Origin of the sequence: Chryseobacterium sp. G0201 (genome assembly GCF_003815655.1) — a bacterium.
Taxonomy (GTDB): domain Bacteria; phylum Bacteroidota; class Bacteroidia; order Flavobacteriales; family Weeksellaceae; genus Chryseobacterium.
Genome location: NZ_CP033917.1, coordinates 2013501 through 2037858 on the forward strand (window position 1 = coordinate 2013501; position 24358 = coordinate 2037858).

A 24358-nucleotide genomic window follows, 5' to 3' on the forward strand; every position below is an offset into this window, starting at 1 on the left:
ATATATTTATTTCCAACCCTCAGAATTAGTTTCTGAGGGTTTTTTGTGGTCGATTTTTTTCAAAAATGCATCAATTTTAGTCATTAAAAAAGAAGCATTATTTTCTTTATCCCAATCGAGATGTCCGCCATTGAATTCGAAAGATCCATTAATGATCTTGTTTTTATTTAAAAGAGAATCTAATATTTCTTTTTGTGATAACGGAATGACCTGATCACTATTTCCATTATAAGAAAGTGTTGGAGCTGAGGTTTGTGTTATCCAATGGGTCGGACTGGCAAAATTCATCATTGATACATTGGAAGAAAGACTTTTGGGATCAACTAAATGTTTTTCAACAAAAGAATAATCTGAATATGTTTTAAAATTGGGATCAGACAAATCTGATGGTCCAACAATATTGATAACTGCTTTTACTTTTTTATCCTGATCAAATTTATAAGCATAAAGCATTGATAAATGCCCGCCGGCACTGTTTCCTAGAAGAATAAATTTAGGCTTATAGTGTAATGTTTTTTCTAAATAGAGAAGCGCATTGTTGATGTCATCGGTCTGATTTGGGATTGCAAAACGCGAAGTTGAAGCCAGTCGATAATTAATATTAGCAAAAATATGATTCGGGAATTTCTTCATCATGGATAAGGTAAAGAAAGATAAATTTGATTTCTCCCCACCACGCCATCCGCCGCCATGGATCATGATAAAGACATCCGACTTTGAAGTTGAATTGTTTTTAGGGATATAAAGATCCATTTTTTGTTCAGGATCTTTTCCGTAAGAGATGTTTTCTTGGCTTTCGAAAGAGATTTCCTTACCGAGATTTATCGTTTTTTTTCTGCAGCTTGTATTGAACAGTAGCATAGAGAAACATCCGAGAATTATAATTAAGTTTTTCATACGTATTAAAGATAAAAAACTCGCTGATTTCTCAACGAGTTACTGTACAAAATAATTTATATGAAGAATGATTGTTTCCTATCTTGTTCTGTTTTTGATTGCATCGGAAGCACTTTCAATATCTCTTACTTTTTTTACTTTTTGGTTTCCAAAGTTATAAGTGATGCTTACGGTCATTGATTGTCTGTATTGGTCATTTTTGATGTAGTTGTAGTTTCCGTTGGCTTGCGTATCTTCAATCTCAACAACATTTGTTCTTAGTACATCATTTACGTTTACTGCAAAAGTCCAGTCGTTCCAGTTTTTCTTTAAGCTTAAATCTAAACTCATTAAGTTTTTCAACACTCCAAGTTCAATTTGTTGCTTATCAACGAAGAAGTAATTAACTCCCAAGAACCAAGTTTTCTTTTTGTCTAAACGTAATGTATTGTTGGTTTGAATAACTAAGCTTGTTGATTTTGAAGTATTAATATAATCATCAAAAACCTGTCCTGTTGTTGGATCTGTGTTCAAAAAGCCATCATTAATATTATGCTGAACACCAATATTAAAGTTCGTAGTCAAATATTGTTTAAATAAGGTCTTTTGAATTCCCACCATTGCAGACATTTCCTGCTTTGTTCCAAAATTGGTTCTGATATAAGCAAGTTGTAGCTTTTCAACACCACCTTCCTGATATTTTCTCTGTAAAGGAACTTGAGTTATTGCATCTTTGAATAATGAATGGTTCAAAATCAAGAAATAAGAGTTTTTATACATGTATGTCAGTTCCTGATTATACACAGAAGAAGCCTTTACAAATGGATTGTTTTGAGTATAATTATCTTTTGTAATGATATTTTTCACAGGATTTAGCTCCCAGAAACTAGGTCTTCTCATTCTGCTTGAAAATGCGTATGAAATATTATTTTTATCATTGATCGCATAATTGAAGCTTAAATAAGGTAAAAGATTATTATAATTTCTTTTAATTTCTTGGTATTTCATTGCTTCTACCTCGTTTTGAGGATTGTCTGCAGTTCCTAAACTTCTTGTGATCTCATATCTCGCACCAACTTTTCCGGACAATTTATCCGAGAACTTTTTTTCAAAAGTTAAATAAGCTCCATATATATTCTCATCATAAATAAAGTGGTTGAAATCTGGTTTGGTACTGGCTAGATTTCCGTCTGTATCGTAAAAATAAGTATAGTTTTTTGTATCGTTGTCTGTTTTAGTTTTGTTAAAATTTCCTCCTAGTGAAACTGTAAAATCATTTTTTAATTTTTGAATATAATCTACAGTTGCAGAGAAGTTATTGATAATTTGAGGAATGTCCTGAGTTATTTTTTGTTCCGGCTGTATAAGTTGCCCAAATGTATTGTCAACCAAAGTGTTATTATCAGAATATTGGAATCTCTTATAATTAAGATAAGCCGCATTCAAGTTTAATTTACTTCCCAGAGAATCAGTTTTTAATTCATAATTTAAGTTTACAGAATTATTGTAGTTGCGGGCATCTTCCTTGTTCTGCGTACGGTTATAATCTGTGGTAAGTAGATTTCCTTCTTTATCATATTTTGTTATTTTATTAATTAAATTAATGGTAGAATTGTAGCTTTTATTTGCCCAGGAATTCCATGTTAAAGCTAAATTGCTTTTCTCAGTCAATTGATAATCAATATTTAAATAACCTCCTATGTTTTTGTTTGGATCATCAATGTTACCTGTTGATTCGTTTTTAACCGTACTTGTCCCGTTTCTTAAAATATAACTTTGAGGATTAATATTTTCTCCGCCGCTTAAATTTGCACTGATTCCTAATTTATCTTTTCTATAGTTGGCAGAAAAACTTGCGTTGCTTCCGTTGAATTTGTTTTGAGTATTAGACATTCTCATGTTTCCGCTCAAACCATCGCTCATTTTTTTCTTTAAAACGATATTGATGATCCCATCTGAAGATTCAACCTGATATTCACTTCCCGGAACGGTGATTACCTCAATTTTCTGGATGTTTTCTGCAGGAGTATTTTTTAAGAATTGAACTAATGAATCTGCATCCATATTGGTTTTTCTACCATTGATATAGATTAAAGCATTACTTTTTCCTGCAATTCTCAATGTTTTGTCATCAGTAGAAGAAAGTAGAGGAGTTTGCTTTAGTAGATCAAAAGTTGTATTTCCTTTTGTAACAGGCGAAGCGGCAACATCGTAAACAAAACGATCACTTTGTTTTTTGAAAACCTGCTTCGTTAAGGTTACTCCTTCTATACTTTTAGTTTTTAAGGTATCTGATTTTTTTTCCTGTGCGAAGGTCAATCCGCTGAAAAATATAGCTGCGATAAGAATTTGAGTTTTCATGATAATCGTTTTAGAGAGTTTAATAGCTTGTATATGTTATTATTTGATATTGCAAAGATATATAATTAATTTAGTATCTTGCAATACAAAGTAGTAAAAATATTTTTATACTTATTTTAACATGTTGATTTACAGTGGTTAAAATTTAAATAAAAATTTTGATGTACTTTGATTTTCTACATAATAAGACAACTGTAACAAGGATTTTGTTACAGAGAAATGTAAAATTTTAGAAAAATAATTTTATTCTCTATCGAAACGGGCTAATTTTTTATCAACCCAGATAGTAGCGAAAGGGAAAAAAGCGGACAATAATGCGAAGACAAAATCTTCATCATCCCAATTATAAATTTTTCTTGCCGGAAGACAAAGTAAAAGATAAAGCGTGAAGAAAAGTCCATGAAGACTTCCGATTACACTAATGAAGATGATGGAATATAAATTTTCATCATAACGAATCCATATCATGGCAACACCATATAATAAAACACAGGAAAGTGCTTCTGCAACGCAGATTTGTTTAAACCATTTAATGATTTTTTCCTGAGAATATTTTGAGAAAATTTTATCGATGAAGTCCATTTTTTGAGTTATGAATGATGAATTTTAAGGTATGAATTAAAATCTAAACCCTAATTTCTAAAACCTTCTTCCTGTGTGCAAATTTACTTATAAAAATTACTACCATCCAAATAATCAAAAACTTCTGGTGGCAGCATGGGTCTTACATTTTTACCATCTTTGATCATGGTTCGGATCTCCGTTGCAGAGAGCTCGATAACCGGAGCTTTAATTAAAGAAATATTTTCATTTTGAAGGTATTCGGAATCTTTTTTCTCCCCATCAAAAACTCTTGGATACACAATAATATGATGATTTTTGATCAACGTTTCATAGTTTTTCCACTTGTGTAAACTGCTCAGATTATCTTCACCCATAATTAAACTAAAAGAATAGTCTGGGTGTTTTTCGTGAAGATAAGTCAATGTGTCAATCGTATAACTCGGCTTTGGAAGAGAAAATTCCACATTGGAAGCTCTCATATTCGGATAATTTTTAATGGAAAGTTGTACCATATCCAGTCTGTTATGGTCTTTCAATAAAGATTTTTTATCCTTAAAAGGGTTTTGTGGACTTACCACAAACCACAATTCTTCCATATCTGAATTTTCTAAAATATAATTAGCCAAAATCAGATGCCCAATATGAATTGGATTAAACGAACCGAAAAATAAGCCTATTTTTTTCATGAATATTCCTAATCCCTAAACTTAACGTCCTTTATATTAAGATAATGCGTAACATTTCCTTTCCAATGATTCTCTTCTAAAGTGAACACAATATCGAATTTTTTATTTTTAAAATCTTCTACAAACTGACCCAATTTGAAGCCAACACATTCGATATTTCTGCCTGTAGATTCCTGTTTTATGTAAAACTTAACGTGATTATTATCTTTTCCCATCGTTTTTACATAACCTGAAAGTTTTTGGTTTTTGATCGCCAAAATCGGTTTCATGTTATGAGGCCCAAATGGCGCTAACTTTCTATGGAAATTAATAAACTCTCTGTTTATATCATCAATCTGAATCTCAGAATCTATCAAAATAGAAGGTTCTTTTTGATGTTCTTTGATCTTTTCGGCAACAACTTTTTCAAATTTTATTTTGAAAGCATCAAACTTGTCCTTTTCCATTGAAAGCCCTGCAGCAGCGTGATGACCACCAAATTTCAGGAAATATTCAGAACAGATATCCAACGCTTCATGAACGTCAAAATCCGAAACAGATCTCGCAGAAGCTACCATTTCTCCGTTGTTTCCATCGGTGAATACTAGAGTAGGCTTGTAATATGTTTCAATAAGTCTGGAAGCAACAATTCCGATAACGCCTTTGTTCCATTCAGGATGGTAAACGATGGTTGTAAGTTTGCTTTGCTGTTGAGATTCAATGATTTGGTTCAAAGCTGAAAGCGTAGAATTCATATCGAGTTCACGTCTTTCATCGTTGAGGTTCATAATATCGCCAACAATTTGGTTGGCATGTTTCAGATTATCCGAAACCATCAACTGAACAGCAGCTTTTCCATGGGAAATTCTTCCTGCAGCATTAATTTTCGGAGCAATTTCAAAAACAATATTAGAGATCTCGAAATGAGATAATTTATCTTCTGGAATTAATAATCTTAAGCCTAAATTTCTCGTTTTTCTAAGAATTTTAAGTCCCATTTTAGCCAAAACCCTGTTTTCGCCGGTCATAGAAACAATATCAGCAGCAATAGAAATTGCCAGAAGATCTGTTAATTCAAATAATTCGGCATCGGGAAGTTTGTAAATGGTATTTAAACCCTGACATAATTTAAAGCCAACTCCACACCCTGAAAGTTCTTTGAACGGATATCTGCAGTCGCTTCTTTTTGGGTCTAAAACAGCTACGGCGTTTGGGATCTCGTCTCCGGGTAAATGGTGGTCGCAGATGATAAAATCAATGTCTAAACTTTTGGCATAGTTGATCATATCAAGTGCTTTGATTCCGCAGTCTAAAGCAATAATTAACGAAAAACCGTTTTGCTTGGCGAAATCAATTCCTTCTGTGGAAATTCCATAACCTTCAGAATTTCTGTCCGGAATATAAAAATCTAAATATTTTTTCTCAACAATTTTGCTGAGGTATAGGTACATTAAAGCTACGGCAGTAGTTCCATCTACGTCGTAATCTCCGTAAACCATTATTTTTTCTCCATTTTCAATAGCATTTGCAATACGCTCAACAGCTTTTTGCATATCTGCCATTAAAAATGGGCTGTGTATATCGGTAAGATTTGGTTTGAAAAATTCTCTGGCCTTTTGATAATCGTCAATCCCTCTAAGAACGAGGAGTCTAGATTCGAAAGTTCCAAAACCAAGAGACGAACTTAATCCATCCACTATATCCTCATCGGGTTCAGGCTTGTAAATCCATTTTTGACTCATTTCACAAAAATAAGGAAAATTTATTTTAAAAACGACGAATTGTTGTCATAAAAAAAATAGTGTAATATTTAATAATCTATTGTTTATCAGTGTTTTGGTTGTTTTGTTGAAACTTTTTTAAATAAATTTTAATAAAATTTGAATTAATGAAAACCGAAACAGATTTGTCCTCGTAGATAACATTATAACACTTAAAAAATTAATATTATGAAAAAAACGATCAGTGTTTCAAACAAAGGTGCCACTTTGGATACCGGAAGACGAAACTTTCTTAAACTTGGAGGACTTGGTATTGCTATGGCAGGCCTTGCTCTTGTAGGATGTTCAGATAATGAGTTTGATTATCAATACATGGATCCAGCCAATAAATTTGATCTTGGTACAGGAGATGTTGGTGTTTTAAACTATGCGTATGCACTTGAACAATTGGAAGCAGATTTTTATACTAAAGTAGTAAATAACTTCTACTCAGGAATTTCTGATGCCGAAAAAACACTTTTTACAGATCTGTATCATCATGAAGTCATTCACAGAGATTTCTTTAAGGCTGCCATAAGCGGAGCTACAACAAATGTGCTTCCAACGTTAGAATTTCAATATCCAGGTGTGAATTTCAGTAACAGAGCTTCAGTCTTAGCTACTGCAAAAGCACTTGAAGATACTGGTGTAGCTGCTTATAACGGAGCAGGAAAATATATTACAAATCCCGATTATTTAGTCATTGCAGGGAAAATCGTTTCTGTTGAGGCAAGACATGCTTCTGCTATCAGAAATCTGATTAATCCTGGTTCTGCTGATTTTTCAGGAGATGATGTAATCAACGCAACCGGGTTGGATGTTGCTAAAGAGCCAACTGAAATTGTAAGTGTGGCCGGAGGATTCATCAAAACGCCATTCACTTGGAAAGAAAGAGGTATTAGCTAAATTATTCATCTTCAAAATCAACAATTATGAACATTCTTAAATTACTAGATAAACTTTCTAACGATAAATTTTTCACTACAGAATCATCAAGATTAGAAACTCTTACGAATATGTCTTCAATCGGTAAAAAAGCAGCAGTTGCTGCTGTACCATTGGGATTGGGAACTTTAATGGCAACTTCAGCGAAAGCTGAAACCACAACAACTTCAGGAACTTATTTTAAAACTCCGTTAACAGACGCTTTACAGCTGGCTTTAACTTTAGAATATCTTGAAGATGAATATTATGCAAAAGGTTTGGGTACTGCAGGGCTTATTCCGAGCTCGGATAAAGTTGTATTTATGCAGATCTCAAAACATGAAACGGCTCACGTTGCCTTTTTGAAAAGTACATTGACTTCTTTAGGGGTAACGCCTGGAGTTAAACCAACTTTCGACTTTACGGTAGGTGGTGCTTTTGCTCCTTTTAGTGACTATAATCAATTCCTTATTCTGGCTCAGGCTTTTGAAGATACTGGAGTTAGAGCATATAAAGGACAGGCTGGAAATGTGATGTCGAACAAAGCCGTTTTACAGGCAGCTTTGCAGATACATTCCGTTGAGGCAAGACATGCTTCTCAGGTGAGAAGAATGAGAGCAAATAAAGGCTGGATAGAATTAGCAGATGGTGGAAACATGCCTGCAGCAACAAATGCAGTGTATGCAGGCGAAGGTATTACAAATCAAGCTGGATTCAATACAGCAACTGCTTTTGGTGCTGCTGCAGGTTCTGCTGCTTACGACGAAGTTTTAAGTGGTAGTGACGCAACTGCAATTGCATCTTTGTTTATTGTATAAGTGATTTCTTAATATTAGGTGTAAGATCCTTTTTCAGAATTTTCTGAAAAAGGATTTTTCATTTAAAAAATGATATATTCGCCAAACTAAACTTAAAATTATTACTATGAAAAAAATTATCATCGGTGTATTTTTATTGGGCACTATTTGTGAAGCCAATGCACAGAAAATTAGTCTTGGAAAAGCGGTGGATGTAGTTTCTAAAGGCTCAAAAGCACTTACTTTTACCAATGAGGATGCAGTAAAATTATCCAAAGAGTCAGTAGATTATATGGATAAGAATAATGCTATCGCAGGTCCCAAAGATCCTTATACAGTAAGATTGAACAAACTTTTCGGAAAACATAAGACTCAGGACGGTCTTAATCTTAATTATAAAGTCTACAAGGTAAAAGATATTAATGCTTTTGCATGCGCAGATGGAAGTGTGCGCGTTTTCTCTTCTTTGATGGATATTATGACGGATGATGAATTGCTGGCTGTAATCGGTCACGAAATCGGTCACGTGAAAAATCAGGATACTAAAGATGCTATTAAATCTGCTTATTTAAAGGCTGCGGCGCTTGATGCGGCTTCTTCGGCTTCATCTTCTGTAGCTACATTGAATGATAGCCAGGTTGGTAAAATGGCCAATGAATTTCTTGATGCTTCACACAGTAAAAAACAGGAGTCAGAAGCAGATACTTATTCTTATGATTTCATGAAAGCGAATAAATATAATGTTGTGGGAGCTTACACAGCTTTCAAAAAATTAGCATTGCTTTCGGAAGGAAGTACTCAGTCTGGTTTTCAAAAGATGTTTAATTCTCACCCTGACAGCGAAAAAAGAGCTCAGGCTATTAAGAAAAAAGCAGAAAAAGATGGTTTGTGGAAAGATCCGGGAGCAGTCACTTTACCAACATCAAAACTTACGAAATAGTAAATATCTAATTTTATCATAAATCCTCAAAGTTGCTTTGAGGATTTTTTTTTTTTTTTTTTTTGATGTTAAATGTTTTTGTTAAAATATATTTTCTTTATTAATTCTTTCTTTAAAGAAACTTGTTTGATGATTTTAAAAATATAAATGTTTCATTTTTAATAATTTTTGACGTTATTTATTTCACATGGGAAGGAAATGGGAGTGTTCTTTACGATAAATAAATTCAAAAAAAATGAAAATAATTTGAATCACGGAATGATAAAATTTTATTCTTTAAAAAAGAATGATGATTTATAATAATTCCGTAAATTTAATTATGTATATTATATTTTTTGTAATTTAAAATTGATTTAAATATGTTAAATTAAGTTAAAATATTATTTTTTTTTTTTTAAAATATATATTTGCCGAATAATAAAAAACATTATGAATAAAAAAATTACAGTAGGTTTCTTTTGTTTAATGACAGCTTCATTGTTTTGCAAAATTAACGCTCAAACTTATCAAACATTAAATGTTACCAGTGGTTATAATCAAGATCTTATTGCAAACGGATCTGGTACAGCATCATCCAGTACAACTCAAAGTGTAGATTCTCCCACTTATGGTTATGTATTTATGTCTACAGATTTTATTAATGGATCGGGCGTGGCTCCTACATCTGGTTTGCCCAGCTCGGGATTGATTAATTCTGCGAATACCGCCGGGTTATCATTTCAACTAGCTCCATATACCTCAAATAACTCTCTGAGGTTAGTTAATGAAAATGATTTGGGAGTTTTAAATTTCAGTTCAACGCCTAAAGCTTCAAAATTATTTATGTTGGCTACAGCAGGAAGCGGGACGTCAGTTGCTAGTGTGGTTGTTAATTTTACGGATGGTAGTAATCAGACTTTTACCGATCTATATGTACAAGACTGGTATGGGGGTACAGAGTTTGCGATAAAAGGTATTGGACGCGGAAATAGGATTACGGATGCTGTCGAAAATAATAGTAATGATCCTAGATTGTATGAGATAGCTTTATCTATTAGTGCTGCTAATCAGTCGAAAAGTATTTCCAGTATTTCAGTAACAAAAACATCATCTAATACAAGTTTTTTGTGTGTATTTGGTTTTTCTTACCAAGTTGCCAATGCTTGTATTGCAACGGATTCTATAACAACCTCAAATATAACTCCAAATTCAGCAACTGTTTCTTGGCAAGCGATTCCGGGAGTTTCATCTTATGAGCTTTACAGAAGCACATCAAATGTAGCTCCGGTGGGCTCGACTACGCCAACGGATACGGGGATTACGACTGCTTCAAAAAATATTACAGGCTTGTCTCCTGCTACATCATATAATGTATGGGTAAGATCAAACTGTGGAGGAGGAAGCGTGAGTGATTGGAGTATTGCAGCGGCTAATTTTACAACGTCTTGTATGAGTGTGAACGCTCCATATACAGAGGATTTTAATTCTACAGCAACGGGAACTCTTCCAATGTGTACTTCGCAGCAGGTTATAAATCCGGGCGGAGATTGGATTGTTGATAATGCTACAGGATTAGCTGGGTTTACTTCTAATGTAGTCTACACGACAAATAGCACCACAAATGATGCAAATACGTGGTTTTATACCAATGGTGTTAATTTGCAGGCAGGAACTTCTTATACTTTTACATTTGACTATGCTAATTATGCTAGTCCTCAGAATTTTAAAGTTGCATATGGTACATCGCCGATAGATACTTCAATGACTAATGTAATAAGTGATTTTGCTAATGTAGATGTATCTTCATATACACCTGGATCTTTTACAATTACACCTTCAACAAGCGGTGTTTATTATTTAGGATTCAATGTGTATACAACTACAGATATGATTGGAAGTTTTGGAGTTATGATGTTTGATAATATATCATTAACTACAAGTTCTTTATCTACTTCAGAGAATTTATTATCACAGAATATGCAGGTTTATCCAAACCCGACAAGTGACTACTTAAATATAAAAGGAGCTAAGAAAGTTTCAGGAATCAAAGTTTTCGATGTTTCAGGTAGAGTAGTTTTATCTTCAGACAAAGCGGAACAAAGACTTGACGTTTCTCAACTGACTAAAGGAGCTTATATTCTTAACTTGAAAAATGCAGATGGAACTTCTTCAACTAACAAGTTTATTAAGAAATAATAATTTAGCAATTAATTAAGATAATAAAATAGCTACTCAAATGAGTAGCTATTTTATTTTTTAGATGTTCTTAATCATTAAGAATACATTTTTTCTCTTAATTCTTTGATCTTTTTATCAGCAAGATATTCGTCGTAAGTCATTTCTCTATCGATAATTCCTTGAGGAGTTAGCTCGATGATTCTGTTACAGACCGTTGAAAGCATTTCGTGGTCATGAGATGACAACAAAAGATTTCCTTTGAAGTTAGACAATGAGTTGTTCAATGTTGTGATACTTTCCAAGTCCAAGTGGTTGGTAGGCTCATCAAGTAAAAGAACGTTTGCTTTCTGAAGCATCATTCTACTGAACATACATCTCATTTTTTCACCTCCTGAAAGTACTTTACAAGATTTTAAAGCTTCATCACCAGAGAATAGCATTCTACCTAAGAATCCTCTCATGAATTCTTCGTGACGCTCTTCATCATTTTTAGTGAATTGTCTTAGCCAATCTACCAAGCTAATGTCATCTTGGAAGAATTTAGTGTTATCTAAAGGCATGTGAGATTGGTTTGTGGTAACTCCCCAAGCCACAGTTCCTTTGTCGGCTTCAATATTTCCTGCTAGAATTTCGAAAAATTCTGTGATTGCTAAAGAGCTTTTAGAAAGTACAGCAACTTTATCTCCTTTTTTAAGATTTAAGTCGATGTTTGAGAACAATAATTCTCCGTCTTTCGTTTTTTCAAGACCTTTTACATCTAAGATTTGATCTCCTGCTTCTCTTTCCATTTCGAAAATAATCGCCGGATATCTTCTTGAAGAAGGCTTAATATCATCGATGTTTAATTTATCGATCATTTTCTTTCTTGCAGTAGCCTGTTTAGCTTTTGCAACGTTTGAACTAAATCTTGCGATGAAATCCTGAAGCTCTTTTTTCTTCTCTTCTGCTTTTTTGTTAGCCTGAGCTCTTTGTCTTGTTGCCAATTGAGAAGCTTGGTACCAGAAAGAATAGTTACCTGTATAAAGGTTTAATTTAGCATAATCTAAATCTCCGATATTTGTACAAACCGTATCCAAGAAGTGACGGTCGTGAGATACAACAATTACTGTATTTTCGTAATCAGCAAGGAAGTTTTCCAACCAAGCAATTGTTTCAATGTCAAGGTCATTCGTAGGTTCATCAAGGATCAATACGTCAGGATTTCCAAAAAGAGCTTGGGCCAAAAGAACCTTTACTTTGTCCTGATTCTCAAGTTCACTCATCATCTGCCAATGCATACCATCTTTGATACCTACGTTAGAAAGCATCGTTTGTGCATCAGATTCAGAGTTCCAGCCTCCCATTTCATCATAAACTACACCTAGTTCACCTGCTTTGATACCGTCTTCATCAGAGAAATCTTCTTTGGCATACAAAGCGTCCATCTCTTCTTTTATTTCAAATAATTTTTTGTTTCCTCTCAAAACAGTTTCAAGAACAGTAAATTCGTCATAAGCAAAGTGATCCTGCTCCAAAACTGACATTCTTTTCCCTGGTTCCAGAGATACATGTCCTGTTGTTGGGTCCTGTTTTCCTGTTAATATTTTAAGGAATGTAGACTTTCCTGCTCCATTTGCTCCGATGATTCCGTAGCAGTTTCCTTTGGTAAACATGATGTTTACATCATCAAAAAGAACTCTTTTCCCGAATTGTAAAGATAAGTTAGATACTGTTAACATATAGTTTTGTAAATTTGGCGCAAAAATACGAAAAGAATTTGGGTATTTCGTAATAATGTAATATTCAAGTTTTTAAATATGGGGTATTTTTTATATATTTCATTAATGAAATTAAAAAAAGCGAAGTCTTAAAAGGGACGGCTTAATATAGAATTGGGGATAACTCAATTTTAATATAATTATTTAGGAATACTAAAATGAAGATTGAAAAAACAGTTAATATATTAAATAGAAGAGCTAGATTCGAATATGAATTTATCGAAGAAATGGAAGCGGGGATGGTTTTAACGGGTACTGAAATCAAGTCTTTACGTTCTTCGAAAGCATCAATAACAGAATCGTTCTGTCAGTTTATTAATGGGGAATTGTACATCATTAATATGATGATTGATGAATATAAATTGGGAACATTTTATAATCACAAAACAAAAAGGGAACGGAAATTGCTGTTGCACAAAAAAGAATTACAAAAGCTCGAAAAGAAATTAAAAGATGCTGGTAATACTATTATACCTTTGAAATTATATATAAATGATAGAGGTAAAGCGAAGGTGCTAATCGCCTTGGGAAGAGGGAAAAAGCTTTTTGATAAAAGGGAGAGCATAAAAGATAGAGAAAACAAACGAAATCTGGACAGAATATTAAAGAAAAGTTAAAAATCATTTGAAAAACTTTGTATATAAAGAAAAATTATATTTATTTTGCATTATCAATTATTTAATCATTTAATTCTATGAAAAATCTAAAATTAGGAATTTCAGCATTGGCACTTACTGTTGCTTCTACTGTGTTCGCTCAGACTACCAACAATCCGTGGATGATCGGAGTTGGTGCTCATGCAGAGAACCATACAGCAGTTAGAAATACATTCAGTAACACTTTTGCTGCAAAGAATTTAACGAAGACAATGTTCAATACGAACAACTTCTCTATTACACCTCCACTATCTAAACTTACAGTTGCTAGAAACGTAGCTAAAGGTTTTGTAGTAGACTGGCAGACTACTGTTGGTAATGTTGAGAACAAGAGATTCAACATGGGTAAAGAGTTTATGTTGATGACGGGTCTTGGTTTACAAGTAAAGGCTGCAGGTCTTTTATGGAACGAAGAATCTTGGTTTGATCCATACTTAAGAGTTGGTGCTAACTACTTAAGACATGACTATACTGCTCTTACTTTCCCAAGAACTGATGTTAACGGAGAGTGGGTACAGAATGGTGATAACGGTAACGAGAACGGTAAAGCTAACTTCTTTACAGTTTCTACTGGTGCTGGTGTAAACTTCTGGTTGACTAAAAACTTCGGTTTAGGGGTACAAGGAGATTACGTTTCAACTCCAGGTGATAAGTCTACAGTTGCTAACTTCTGGCAAGCTTCTGCTTCATTGAACTTCAGATTCGGAAACAGAGACAGAGATAAGGATGGTATCTTAGATAAAGACGATTTATGTCCAGATACACCAGGTTTACCAGAATTCCAAGGATGTCCTGATACTGACGGTGATGGAGTTCCAGATAAAGACGATCAGTGTCCAGATGTTGCTGGTCCAGTTGAAAACAACGGTTGTCCTTGGCCAGATACTGACGGTGACGGTGTAATCGACAAAGATGATGCTTGTCCTACAGTTGCAGGTCCTGCTGAAAACAATGGTTGTCCTTGGCCAGATACTGACGGTGATGGTATCCTTGACAAAGATGATGCTTGTCCTACAGTTCCAGGTCTTCCAGAATACAACGGATGTCCTAAACCTAAGACACAAACTGCTATTGATGTTGAAACTAAATTAGGAAGTGTATTCTTCGATTTCAACAAAGCTACAATCAAAGCTGAATCTAAAGGTGCTTTAGATGCTGCTGCAGACATTATCAAAACTGATAAAGGTAACTATCTATTAGAAGGTAGAACTGATGCTAAAGGTGCTGAGGCTTACAACTTGAAATTATCTAGAGAAAGAGCTGCTGCTGTAGTTGCTGCTTTAGATGCAAGAGGTGTAGATCCTAACGCTCTTAAATCTGTAGGTGTTGGTGAATCTAAAGCTACAGTTTCTGAAAAAGCTTCTGATGCTGAAAGACAAGTTGACAGAAAAGTAGTTGTAAAAGCTATTGAAAATGATGCTGAGTGGAATGCAATCGCTAAGAAAGATTACGCTGACGCTCCAGTTAAGAAAGCTGTTGCTAAGAAAAAAGCAGTAGCTAAGAAAAAAGCTCCGGCTAAAAAGAAAAAATAATTAAATTTTTCTAAATATAAATACCTCCAGTTCTCTGGGGGTATTTTTTTTTCGTTTACTTTTAATTAATTTTGTTGAAAATTTAAAATAAAATGGGAAGAGCGTTTGAATATAGAAAAGCTTCTAAAATGGCCCGTTGGGATAAAATGGCCAAGACTTTCTCTAAAATAGGTAAAGACATTGCATTAGCAGTTAAGGCCGGTGGACCTGATGTTGAAGCAAATCCTGCATTGAGAAGATGCATCCAGAATGCGAAAGGTGCAAACATGCCAAAAGATAATGTTGAAAGAGCTATCAAAAAGGCAAGTGGTGCAGATGCAGAAAACTATGAAGAGATCACTTATGAAGGATACGGACAAGGTGGTGTCGCTTTCTTTGTAGAATGTACTACAAACAATACAACAAGAACTGTTGCTAATGTAAGGGCTATTTTCAATAAGTTTGACGGTAACCTTGGTAAAAACGGCGAATTGGCATTTATCTTCGATAGAAAAGGTATTTTCAGCATAGATATCGCTCAGATCAAAATGGATTGGGATGATTTCGAAATGGAAATGATCGACGGAGGAGCAGAAGATGTAGAAAAAGATGAAGAAGAGGTAATGATTACAACTGCTTTTGAGGATTTCGGTTCTTTATCTCATAAATTAGATGAGCTTAAAATCGAAGTGAAAAGTGCAGAACTTCAAAGAATCGCTAACAATACAAAAGAAGTTACAGAAGAACAGTTCAAAGCTAATATGAAAATGCTTGACCGTTTTGAGGAAGATGATGACGTACAAAACGTGTATCACAACATGGAAATCACAGAAGAGTTGATGAACGCTCTATAAAAATAATATAACATTCATATACAGTTAACTTTCAATTAGTTTCTTTGCATAAAACTATGAAAAGAGATATTGAGTTAGTTGTTATTTCGGATGTTCATTTGGGAACTTATGGATGTAAGGCTAAAGAATTATTAAGATATTTGAACTCTATTCAGCCTAAAACTTTAGTTTTGAATGGTGATATTATCGATATCTGGCAATTCAAAAAGTCTTACTTCCCTAAACCTCATTTAAAGGTGATCAAGAAAATTCTTTCATTGGCCACCAAAAATACCGATGTGTACTACATCACAGGGAACCACGACGAGATGTTCCGCAAGTTTACCGATTTTCAATTGGGTAAGCTTAAAGTCTGCAATAAAATCTGTTTAGATATCAATCAAAAGAAAACCTGGATCTTTCATGGAGATGTTTTCGATGCATCTGTCCAGCATTCTAAGTGGATCGCGAAATTAGGAGGAAAAGGCTACGATTTATTAATTGTAATCAATAATGTTGTAAATTGGTTCTTAGAGAAAATGGGTAAAGAGAAATATTCATTTTCAAAAAAGATAAAAAACAACGTAAAAAAAGCAGTAAAATATATCGGAGATTTTGAATTAACAGCTTCTGAACTGGCCATCGATAATCATTATGATTATGTTATTTGCGGACACATTCATCAGCCTCAAATCCGTGAAGTTGTAACTAAAAAAGGATCTTGTACTTATCTTAATTCCGGAGATTGGATTGAAAACCTTTCTGCTTTGGAATATAACGATAATGAATGGAAGATCTTTTATTACGACGAACACAAACATTTGCTGAAAGATGATGAAGCAGAAGAAATTCAGGATATGGATAATACCGAGCTTTTGAAAATAGTAACCAATTTTTCCTAAATGAAAATTTTATACGCATTTCAGGGCACCGGGAACGGACACGTCGCAAGAGCACAGGAAATTATTCCTATTCTAAAAAAATATGCTTCGGTTGATACTTTGATCAGCGGTCACCAATCGCAATTAAAGGCTGATTTCGACATTAACTCTCAATATAAAGGTATTTCACTGCTTTACAATAAAACCGGAGGATTATCCTATCGAAAAACGTTTTTTGAGAATAAATTTCTTGAGGCTGTAAAAACGATCAGAGAATTAGAGTTAAAACAGTATGATTTAATTATTAATGATTACGAACCTTTGACGGGTTGGGCTTCTAAATTGAAGAAGCTTCCTATGATCGAATTAAGTCATCAAGCATCAATGAGTTTTCCCGAAACACCAAAACCTGACAAAAAGGATTTCTTAGGCGAAATGATTCTCAAATATTATGTTCCAAGTGAAAGAAGAATCGGTTTCCATTTTGAAAATTATCATCCTCAAATTAAAAAACCTGTTATCAGACATAAGATCAGAAATCTCAATCCTGATAAAAAAGGTTATTATCTGGTGTATTTACCGAGTTTTTCTGATGAAAATATCATTAAAGTTTTAGAGCAGATTCCTGTTGAATGGAAAGTATTTTCTAAACACAGTAAAATTCAGACTAAAATAAAAAATGTTGAAATTTTCCCAATTGATGAAATTCAATATTTAAAATCTTTCGAAAACTGTGACGGGATTTTATGCAACGCTGGTTTTGAAACCCCTGCCGAAGCCCTTTTTATGGATAAAAAATTATTCGTTATTCCGATTCATAATCAATATGAGCAGGAATGCAATGCGTGTGCTTTAGATAAAATGGGAATCCCAAATTCTAAAGTTTTAGATTTAAATGAAATAAAGGATTGGGTAGCTTCCGATCATCATCTGAAAGTTGACTACCCGGATGATATTGAGCAAATATTGGTGAATGAAGTTTTAATTCTTTAAAAAAATATCATCAACATCACTCATTCTCGTCATCACAGCTCTTGCATAAGAACAGTGCGGATAAACTTTCCAATTATTTTCTCTTGAGAATTTGATGGCTTCTTCAACCAAATATTTCCCCATTCCTCTTCCTTCAAATTCTGGATGAACCAAGACGAAGGAAATAATCAATTTATTGTCTTCAGGAAAAATAGTATACGTCAGTCTTCCTATTTCTTTGATCTCGTTATTTAATGTAAGAACTCCGCCGTTTCCGGATTTATTATTTTCAAATTTCATAATTAAGGCTTTGTTGATTAAATACAAAAATTGAACCGACTTGAAGTGGTGAATTATGATTGGTCAATTTGATTCTCTCGTCAATTTTTTTTTGTGAAGGTAATTAACAACTCACTTGCAAAGCAAAATTGACAATTGATACAATCAACTATCCTTTCCCGTATAATAATTATAATCTTTAATGACAACATTAATAAACTGTCTTTCCGTCATTTTTGTGCCGTCAATTTCAAGCTTTAAAATCCCTTTAATTTTATCGGAAAGTTTACTGATAATCTGTCTGTCATCAACTCTCAAAGCTTTTGTGTAGTTATCTTTAATAATTCTCATATCATTGTCAGTTAGAGCAATGACTTGCGGAAACGATGGAATATAATCTTCTTTAATATTTTCTAAGATTGTATGAGAAATATTAATGGTGTTTTTTAGTGAAATTACAGCAGTTCCCGAAGCAATATCTCCTAAACGTTGATTATTTTTAGAAACGATCATGGAAATTAAACCAACAACACCTGCAAAAGAAGTATCAATCAATCTGAACATCCAGCGAATAAGATAATCTCCAAAACTTGCCTGGTAACCATCAATTTTCACAACACGGATCTTCATTAATTTTTTTCCGGGTGTCTGGCCTTCCATCAAGCTTTCCAGCACTACAGGATAAATATAAATGGGGAAAGTTATCGCAATATAAATTGCCATTTGTGACCATTGATCGAGTCCATTCAACAAATAACCAAGGTCGAAAAAATTAAAAAATACGTAGAAAGCAACGACTACATAAGCAACCTTTATCAGAAGATCGATGATAAACGCAAGCATCCTCTCTCCAACACTGGCGATGTTGAAATTAATATTTACATTTTGTGAAGTATTAATCGCAATTTGAGACATATTTTTTATTATTTTAGCCTTACAATTATGAGAGAAGTTTATTTCATTAAACAAAATAAAGAAAAATGGTTGGGAATTGAACAGGTTATTCAAGGGAAAATTAAAAAAAATCCTGATGACCTGTCTTCGTTGTACATTAACTTGATTAATGATCTTTCTTTTGCCCAGACTTATTATCCCAAAAGTAATACAACGGTTTATTTAAATCACTTATCTTCTCAGATATTTCAAAAAATTTACAAAACGAAAAGGGTAGAGCAAAATAGATTGCTATATTTTTTCAAAACAGAAGTTCCTTTGTTGGTCTATCAGTACAGAAGATATTTGACGTACGCATTTTTGTTTTTTACTTTGTTTACTTTGATTGGGGTTCTTTCTGCAATTTATGACAAAGATTTTGCGAATATTATTCTTGGAGAAAGCTATGTTAACGAAACCATAGAAAATATCAAAAAGGGAAATGCTGTAGGAGTTTATCAAAGCGGTTCAACCTGGGGCAGTACGATCGGAATTATTTTCAACAATATCGGAGTCGGCGCAAAATTGTACATCTACGGAATTGCAGGCGGAGTCGGAACTTTATACGCTTTGCTTTCAAACAGTGTAATGTTGGGCTCTTTCCAGTATTTTTTCTATGATTACGGAGCATTAAAAGACAGCGCAAGAGGAATCTGGCTTCACGGCGTTTTTGAGATTTTCTCGATGGTTGTTGAAGCGATGTGCGGATTGATCTTGGGAGCATCTATTTTATTTCCGAAAACTTTGTCAAGGTTTAATTCGTTTAAAAATGGGTTTAAAGATTCATTTAAAATATTTTTAAGCACGGTTCCATTTACGATCTGTGCAGGAATTATCGAAGGATATATCACAAGACATGCTTTGAAAATGCCTTTGATTCTGAATTTAATTATTATTTTCGGAACACTGGCGATCATAGGATTTTATTATATTATTTATCCGTCAATTGTCAACAAAAAAACTAATAACCAGATCAATGATGCAGTTTTATAAAAAAAGAGATTTTGGAACTTTTATAAGTGACAGTTTCACGTTTTTCAAATTATACGGTAAGAATTACTTTAAAAATTATATTTTACTGAATGGTTTGCTGATGATTTTAATGATCACAGTATTTGTTTTAGGATACAGAGAATTATTTTCACAGATTTTCGGTTCAAATCTAAGTGGCGAAAGCTATTATTTTCAACAATATTTTGAAGATAATCTTGGAATGCTGATTACCATCGGAATTCTGACCTTTCTTCTTTTCCTAATTTTAATAATCGTTAATTATCTTTTCCCCGTTTTTTATCTAAAAAGATTGGGACAGGGACAGGAAAAGATCAAAACGGATGATATTTTGAGCGACTTTAAAAACAATGCAGGGAAAATTGCCAAGCTTTGTTTAGGAATGATATTTATCGTTACACCGCTGTCATTCATTATAATAGGATTTTCTTATGTGTTGGTTCTGATCGTGATAGGATTCTTTTTAATCTTACTGGTTTTTCCAACGCTATTCAATGTTGTTACATTTTTGATGTATGATTATTTTAATTCTAGCCGAGGCTTTTTCGAAAGTTTAAGCTATTCCATTAGATCTCAGTTTTCTTATCCGAACGGCAGAGAAAAATCGCCGTATTGGAAATATTGGGGAGCAACGATCATTGTTTCAATCATTTTATATGTTGTAACTTCAATTTTTACATTTGTTCCGATGATGTTCTTTTACGGATCACTTTTAACGTCCGCTCCGGATGGTAATTTTGAACAAAATCCGTTTGCAGGGACAGCAGGAATACTTTTCTTTGTACTTTACGGAGTTTCGATGCTTGTATCATTTTTCCTTTCAAATATGCTGTACGTGAATTCCGGATTGATGTATTACGATAGCAGAACAGACCTTCATCAAAAAGTAGAATTAGCAGAAATAGATACCATCGGTAATAATGAATAAAATCTTTTTTTTCTTACTGATATTTTTCTCCTATGAATCTTCATTTGCTCAGGATCAGACAGATCCGCCGCCAGTTGCGGAAGCCTATATAGATTCATTGAACACGGGACATTACAAAAATATGTACCGTGCAGATTCTGTTTTGCTTAAAAATCCGGTTTCAGAAAACACGGTTTATCCAAAAAAGTTCAAGGAAAATATTCAGTCGAGATACAAAGGAAATGAGTTTGATTATACAACCGTAAAACCTAAAGAATCTTTTTGGCAGAAGCTTTTAAGAAAGATCGATAAAATATTGCAAAGTATTTTTGGCGACACCGTTTTCACTAAATCAGGCAATATTGCAGGGATTTTAATTCGAATATTTGCCATTATTCTGGTCGGTTTTCTTTTGTATTTTATCATTAAATATTTAATTGGAAAAGACGGGAATTTCATTTTTGGAAAAAAGAACAAGAAAGTTATTATTAAGGATGAAGAGCTTCATGAAAACATTCATGAGATCAATTTCCCGGAAAGTATTGCTAAGTTCGAAAGAGAAGGGGATTACCGTTCTGCAGTTCGTTATCAGTTTTTATTTGTCTTGAAAAAATTAAGTGATAAAAAATCCATCAACTGGAATCCAGAGAAGACCAATAAAGATTACGTGACAGAATTAAAAGTTCCCAATCTGAAAAATGAATTTTCTAATTTATCTTATATTTTCGAATATGTTTGGTACGGTGAATTCAGTATTGATGAACAAAGTTATCAGAAATTCAAAGCCCAATATCAAGCATTTAAACCTTAATTAAACTCTTTTTAAAATGAATAAAACTTTCAAAATATATGCTGTAATTTTCATCGTTGTGATGGTGATTTTGGCGTTGCTTGAAGTGAACAAAAAAGAGGTTACAGACTGGCGTAAGAATTTTGATACGAATGAAAAATCACCTTTCGGATTATTCGTTTTCGATCATGAAGCTAAAGATCTTTTTAAAAATAAACTAAAAAAAATAGATCAGACACCTTACGATTATTACAATAGTCACAAAAAAGAATCTCATAATATTCTGGTGGTAGAAACTGAAATAGACACAGAATCCTGGAACAAGATTTTGGATCAGGTTTCCAAGGGTTCAGATGCGATGTTCATTGTAAGCCAAATTCCAAAAGAAGTTTCAGACAGCATTGGATATTATGATTCGGAAATCTCTTTTGCGGATGAAAATGTTTTAAAACTAACCGATAAAAAATACCAGAACGATTTTATTAAATTAGATAAATTTCCGTCAGGCAGAGGATTTTCTTATATTAAACCTCAAGTTGAAGTTTTAGGAAAAACGGTTGAAAAGAATAATTCTGATCAAGCCAATTTTATTAAAATTAAATTCGGAAAAGGAAATATTTATGTTCACTGTGAGCCGCTTTTCATGACGAATTATTATCTTTTGAAATCGGGAAATATAAAATATGCTCAAGATGTTTTTTCGTATCTTGATGACAAAGAAACGCTTTGGTTTGTAGAAAGCAATGCGAAAGTTTCTCGTTTTTTCATGAGATTTATTTTGTCAAATCCTGCGTTAAAATATGCCTGGTGGGTGTTTTTAGGAGGATTGGTATTGTTTATTTTCTTTAATGCAAAACGAAAACAGCGAATTGTTCCGATCATCGAGCCTTTGAAAAATACTTCGGTAGATTTTGTGAAAAGTATCGGAAATCTTTATCTTCAGGAAGGCGATTTTCATGATATGATGTCGAAAAAAGGCCAATATTTTCTCAATAAAGTAAGAATGGATTTCCTCATTGATACCCAAAATTTAGATGAAGAATTTGCTAAAAAGCTTCAATTAAAAACAGGAAAACCAATTGAGATGATCAATGAAGCAATAAACCTTATCAAAAAAGCTCAAGATCCTTATGCAAGCGTGATGAAGGAAGATTTAGCAAGAATGAATAAGATTTTAGATGAAATTTTAAAATAAAAACGGGAGTCCCGAAGAGAAAACTTAAAACAGGGTTGGATGAAGCCCAATCAATTGAAAATTAAACAAAATAATTAAAATGTAACGATATAATTATTGGTAAACTGTTACATTGATACATTGTTATATTGAAAAATATATTAATATGGAAAACCTTGAAAACCAAAACTTAGAAAATCAAAGTTCTATAAATCTAGATAAAAAAGAAGGCGATTTTCAATCCCGAATTGATATGATCGAGCTTCGTGCAAGTTTAGAAAAAGTAAAATCTGAAATTGCAAAAGTAATTGTTGGTCAGGAAAATATGGTTGAGCATCTTTTGGCTGCACTTTTATCAAACGGTCACGTTTTGATCGAAGGTGTTCCGGGAGTTGCAAAAACGATCACGGCAAAATTGTTGGCTAAAACAATTGATGTTGGATTTAGCAGAATTCAGTTTACACCGGATTTGATGCCTTCCGATATTTTGGGAACATCAATTTTTAATGTCAAAAATTCTGAATTTGAATTTAAAAAAGGTCCGATTTTCTCCAATTTTATTCTGATCGATGAGATCAACAGATCGCCTGCAAAAACTCAGGCTGCGATGTTTGAAGTAATGGAAGAAAGACAAATTACAATGGACGGAATCCGTTATGTAATGGAAGAACCGTTCTTAGTAGTTGCGACACAAAACCCTATTGAGCATGAAGGGACGTACAGGCTTCCTGAAGCGCAATTAGACCGTTTCTTATTTAAAATTAATGTAGGCTATCCAAATCTGGAACAGGAAATTGCAATCATCAAAAATCAGCACGAAAGCAAAAGAGAAGATAAAACTGAAGTTGTAAATCGCGTTGTCACAGCACAGCAATTAAAGAGTTATCAACAATTGGTTAAAGAGATCATTGTTGAGACTCATTTGATGGAATATATTGCGAAAATCATTGTAAACACAAGAGAGAACCAGTTTTTATATTTGGGAGCTTCGCCGAGAGCAAGTTTAGCATTATTAACCGCTTCAAAATCTTTTGCAGCATTAAGAGGACGAGATTTTGTAACTCCGGAAGACATCAAAGAAGCAAGTTACGCAGTTTTGAGGCACAGAGTAATTGTTTCGCCGGAAAGAGAAATGGAAGGTTTAACTGCTGATGAAATTATACGCCAAATATTAGAAGGAATAGAAATTCCGAGGTAGGTTGCATATAAAAGGTTGCAGGTTATAGTTTACAGATTCAAGGTTAAAGTTTTTAAGTTATGGCAAATTTTAAAGAATTATTGGTTTGGCAGAAGTCTATTAATTTTGTTACTGAAATTTATAGGACGACAGAAAGTTTTCCTAAAGATGAAACCTTTGGGTTGAAATCTCAGATCAGGAGAGCATCGGTTTCAATACCTTCAAATATTGCAGAAGGAAACTCAAGAAGAAGTAAACCTGATTATCTGCAATTTCTAAAGATTTCTAGAGGAAGTTGTGCAGAAGTTGAAACGCAATTAATTATTTCAAAAAACCTCAACTTTTTAAATGAAAACGAATATTTACAATTAAATCAGAATATTATAGAAATTTCAAAAATGTTAAACGGACTTATTAACTCTTTAAAATAAAA

23 protein-coding genes are annotated in these 24358 nt (G+C 33.4%); 15 read left to right on the top strand and 8 right to left on the bottom strand.

The window, feature by feature from the left end; genetic code table 11:
• Positions 1–6: 6 nt before the first annotated feature.
• The 5 genes from EG348_RS09110 to recJ form a co-directional block, all read right to left on the bottom strand.
• Complete coding sequence (locus EG348_RS09110; RefSeq protein ID WP_123982626.1) at positions 7–897, bottom strand: alpha/beta hydrolase; 891 nt, start codon at positions 895–897, stop codon at positions 7–9.
• Between the two features lie 78 nt (positions 898–975).
• Positions 976–3237, bottom strand: coding sequence for a TonB-dependent receptor domain-containing protein (locus tag EG348_RS09115; protein ID WP_123982628.1), 2262 nt, complete (start codon positions 3235–3237; stop codon positions 976–978).
• Positions 3238–3480: 243 nt separating this feature from the next.
• Complete coding sequence (locus EG348_RS09120) at positions 3481–3819, bottom strand: DUF3817 domain-containing protein (protein ID WP_123982630.1); 339 nt, start codon at positions 3817–3819, stop codon at positions 3481–3483.
• Positions 3820–3902: 83 nt separating this feature from the next.
• Complete coding sequence (nadD, locus tag EG348_RS09125; RefSeq protein ID WP_123982632.1) at positions 3903–4487, bottom strand: nicotinate (nicotinamide) nucleotide adenylyltransferase; 585 nt, start codon at positions 4485–4487, stop codon at positions 3903–3905.
• A gap of 8 nt (positions 4488–4495) precedes the next feature.
• Entirely contained in the window at positions 4496–6208 is a 1713-nt protein-coding gene (gene recJ / locus EG348_RS09130) for a single-stranded-DNA-specific exonuclease RecJ (RefSeq protein WP_123982634.1), read from the bottom strand.
• A gap of 207 nt (positions 6209–6415) precedes the next feature.
• On the opposite strand from recJ, the gene EG348_RS09135 reads away from it, so the two are divergent.
• From EG348_RS09135 to EG348_RS09150, 4 genes are all read left to right on the top strand, one after another.
• The gene (locus EG348_RS09135; RefSeq protein WP_123982636.1) at positions 6416–7132 is read left to right on the top strand and encodes a ferritin-like domain-containing protein; all 717 of its coding nucleotides are present in this window, start codon (positions 6416–6418) and stop codon (positions 7130–7132) included.
• Between the two features lie 26 nt (positions 7133–7158).
• Positions 7159–7968 (top strand): ferritin-like domain-containing protein, encoded by an 810-nt coding sequence (locus EG348_RS09140; RefSeq protein ID WP_123982639.1) that lies wholly within the window; start codon positions 7159–7161, stop codon positions 7966–7968.
• A 106-nt stretch (positions 7969–8074) separates the two neighbouring features.
• Positions 8075–8887 (top strand): M48 family metalloprotease, encoded by an 813-nt coding sequence (locus EG348_RS09145; protein WP_123982641.1) that lies wholly within the window; start codon positions 8075–8077, stop codon positions 8885–8887.
• Between the two features lie 429 nt (positions 8888–9316).
• The gene (locus EG348_RS09150) at positions 9317–11062 is read left to right on the top strand and encodes a T9SS type A sorting domain-containing protein (RefSeq protein WP_123982643.1); all 1746 of its coding nucleotides are present in this window, start codon (positions 9317–9319) and stop codon (positions 11060–11062) included.
• 77 nt (positions 11063–11139) lie between these two features.
• Here the strand turns inward: EG348_RS09150 and EG348_RS09155 are convergent, their stop codons facing one another.
• Positions 11140–12762 carry an ABC-F family ATP-binding cassette domain-containing protein gene (locus EG348_RS09155; RefSeq protein WP_123982645.1) on the bottom strand — a complete coding sequence of 541 codons (1623 nt, stop codon included), beginning with the start codon at positions 12760–12762 and terminating at the stop codon, positions 11140–11142.
• A gap of 197 nt (positions 12763–12959) precedes the next feature.
• On the opposite strand from EG348_RS09155, the gene smpB reads away from it, so the two are divergent.
• The 5 genes from smpB to EG348_RS09180 all read left to right on the top strand — a co-directional run bounded on the left by smpB (position 12960) and on the right by EG348_RS09180 (position 17675).
• Entirely contained in the window at positions 12960–13418 is a 459-nt protein-coding gene (gene smpB / locus EG348_RS09160; RefSeq protein ID WP_066752750.1) for an SsrA-binding protein SmpB, read from the top strand.
• A gap of 77 nt (positions 13419–13495) precedes the next feature.
• A complete protein-coding gene (locus tag EG348_RS09165) occupies positions 13496–14989 on the top strand; it encodes an OmpA family protein (protein ID WP_123982647.1) in 1494 nt (497 codons plus the stop codon).
• A 92-nt stretch (positions 14990–15081) separates the two neighbouring features.
• Complete coding sequence (locus EG348_RS09170; protein ID WP_072407436.1) at positions 15082–15822, top strand: YebC/PmpR family DNA-binding transcriptional regulator; 741 nt, start codon at positions 15082–15084, stop codon at positions 15820–15822.
• Between the two features lie 56 nt (positions 15823–15878).
• Entirely contained in the window at positions 15879–16703 is an 825-nt protein-coding gene (locus tag EG348_RS09175; protein WP_123982649.1) for a UDP-2,3-diacylglucosamine diphosphatase, read from the top strand.
• Entirely contained in the window at positions 16704–17675 is a 972-nt protein-coding gene (locus EG348_RS09180; protein WP_123982651.1) for a glycosyltransferase family protein, read from the top strand. It abuts the gene before it with no gap.
• Here the strand turns inward: EG348_RS09180 and EG348_RS09185 are convergent.
• Both EG348_RS09185 and EG348_RS09190 read right to left on the bottom strand, forming a co-directional pair.
• Complete coding sequence (locus tag EG348_RS09185) at positions 17664–17954, bottom strand: GNAT family N-acetyltransferase (protein WP_123982653.1); 291 nt, start codon at positions 17952–17954, stop codon at positions 17664–17666. The two genes, EG348_RS09180 and EG348_RS09185, sit on opposite strands and share 12 nt — an antisense overlap.
• A gap of 144 nt (positions 17955–18098) precedes the next feature.
• Positions 18099–18848 (bottom strand): RDD family protein, encoded by a 750-nt coding sequence (locus EG348_RS09190; protein ID WP_123982655.1) that lies wholly within the window; start codon positions 18846–18848, stop codon positions 18099–18101.
• 27 nt (positions 18849–18875) lie between these two features.
• Here EG348_RS09190 and EG348_RS09195 point away from each other — a divergent pair, with 27 nt between their 5' ends.
• The 6 genes from EG348_RS09195 to EG348_RS09220 all read left to right on the top strand — a co-directional run bounded on the left by EG348_RS09195 (position 18876) and on the right by EG348_RS09220 (position 24356).
• Positions 18876–19859 carry a stage II sporulation protein M gene (locus tag EG348_RS09195; RefSeq protein WP_123982657.1) on the top strand — a complete coding sequence of 328 codons (984 nt, stop codon included), beginning with the start codon at positions 18876–18878 and terminating at the stop codon, positions 19857–19859.
• Positions 19843–20805 carry a DUF4013 domain-containing protein gene (locus EG348_RS09200; protein ID WP_123982659.1) on the top strand — a complete coding sequence of 321 codons (963 nt, stop codon included), beginning with the start codon at positions 19843–19845 and terminating at the stop codon, positions 20803–20805. The genes EG348_RS09195 and EG348_RS09200 overlap by 17 nt, the downstream gene beginning before the upstream one ends.
• Positions 20798–21595: a DUF4129 domain-containing protein gene (locus EG348_RS09205; protein ID WP_123982661.1), complete on the top strand. Its 798-nt coding sequence runs from the start codon at positions 20798–20800 to the stop codon at positions 21593–21595. The genes EG348_RS09200 and EG348_RS09205 overlap by 8 nt, the downstream gene beginning before the upstream one ends.
• 16 nt (positions 21596–21611) lie before the next feature.
• Positions 21612–22769, top strand: a complete 1158-nt coding sequence (locus tag EG348_RS09210) for a hypothetical protein (RefSeq protein ID WP_123982663.1) — start codon at positions 21612–21614, stop codon at positions 22767–22769.
• Between the two features lie 145 nt (positions 22770–22914).
• The gene (locus EG348_RS09215) at positions 22915–23946 is read left to right on the top strand and encodes an AAA family ATPase (RefSeq protein ID WP_123982665.1); all 1032 of its coding nucleotides are present in this window, start codon (positions 22915–22917) and stop codon (positions 23944–23946) included.
• 59 nt (positions 23947–24005) lie between these two features.
• Positions 24006–24356 (top strand): four helix bundle protein, encoded by a 351-nt coding sequence (locus tag EG348_RS09220; RefSeq protein ID WP_123982667.1) that lies wholly within the window; start codon positions 24006–24008, stop codon positions 24354–24356.
• Positions 24357–24358 lie beyond the last annotated feature (2 nt).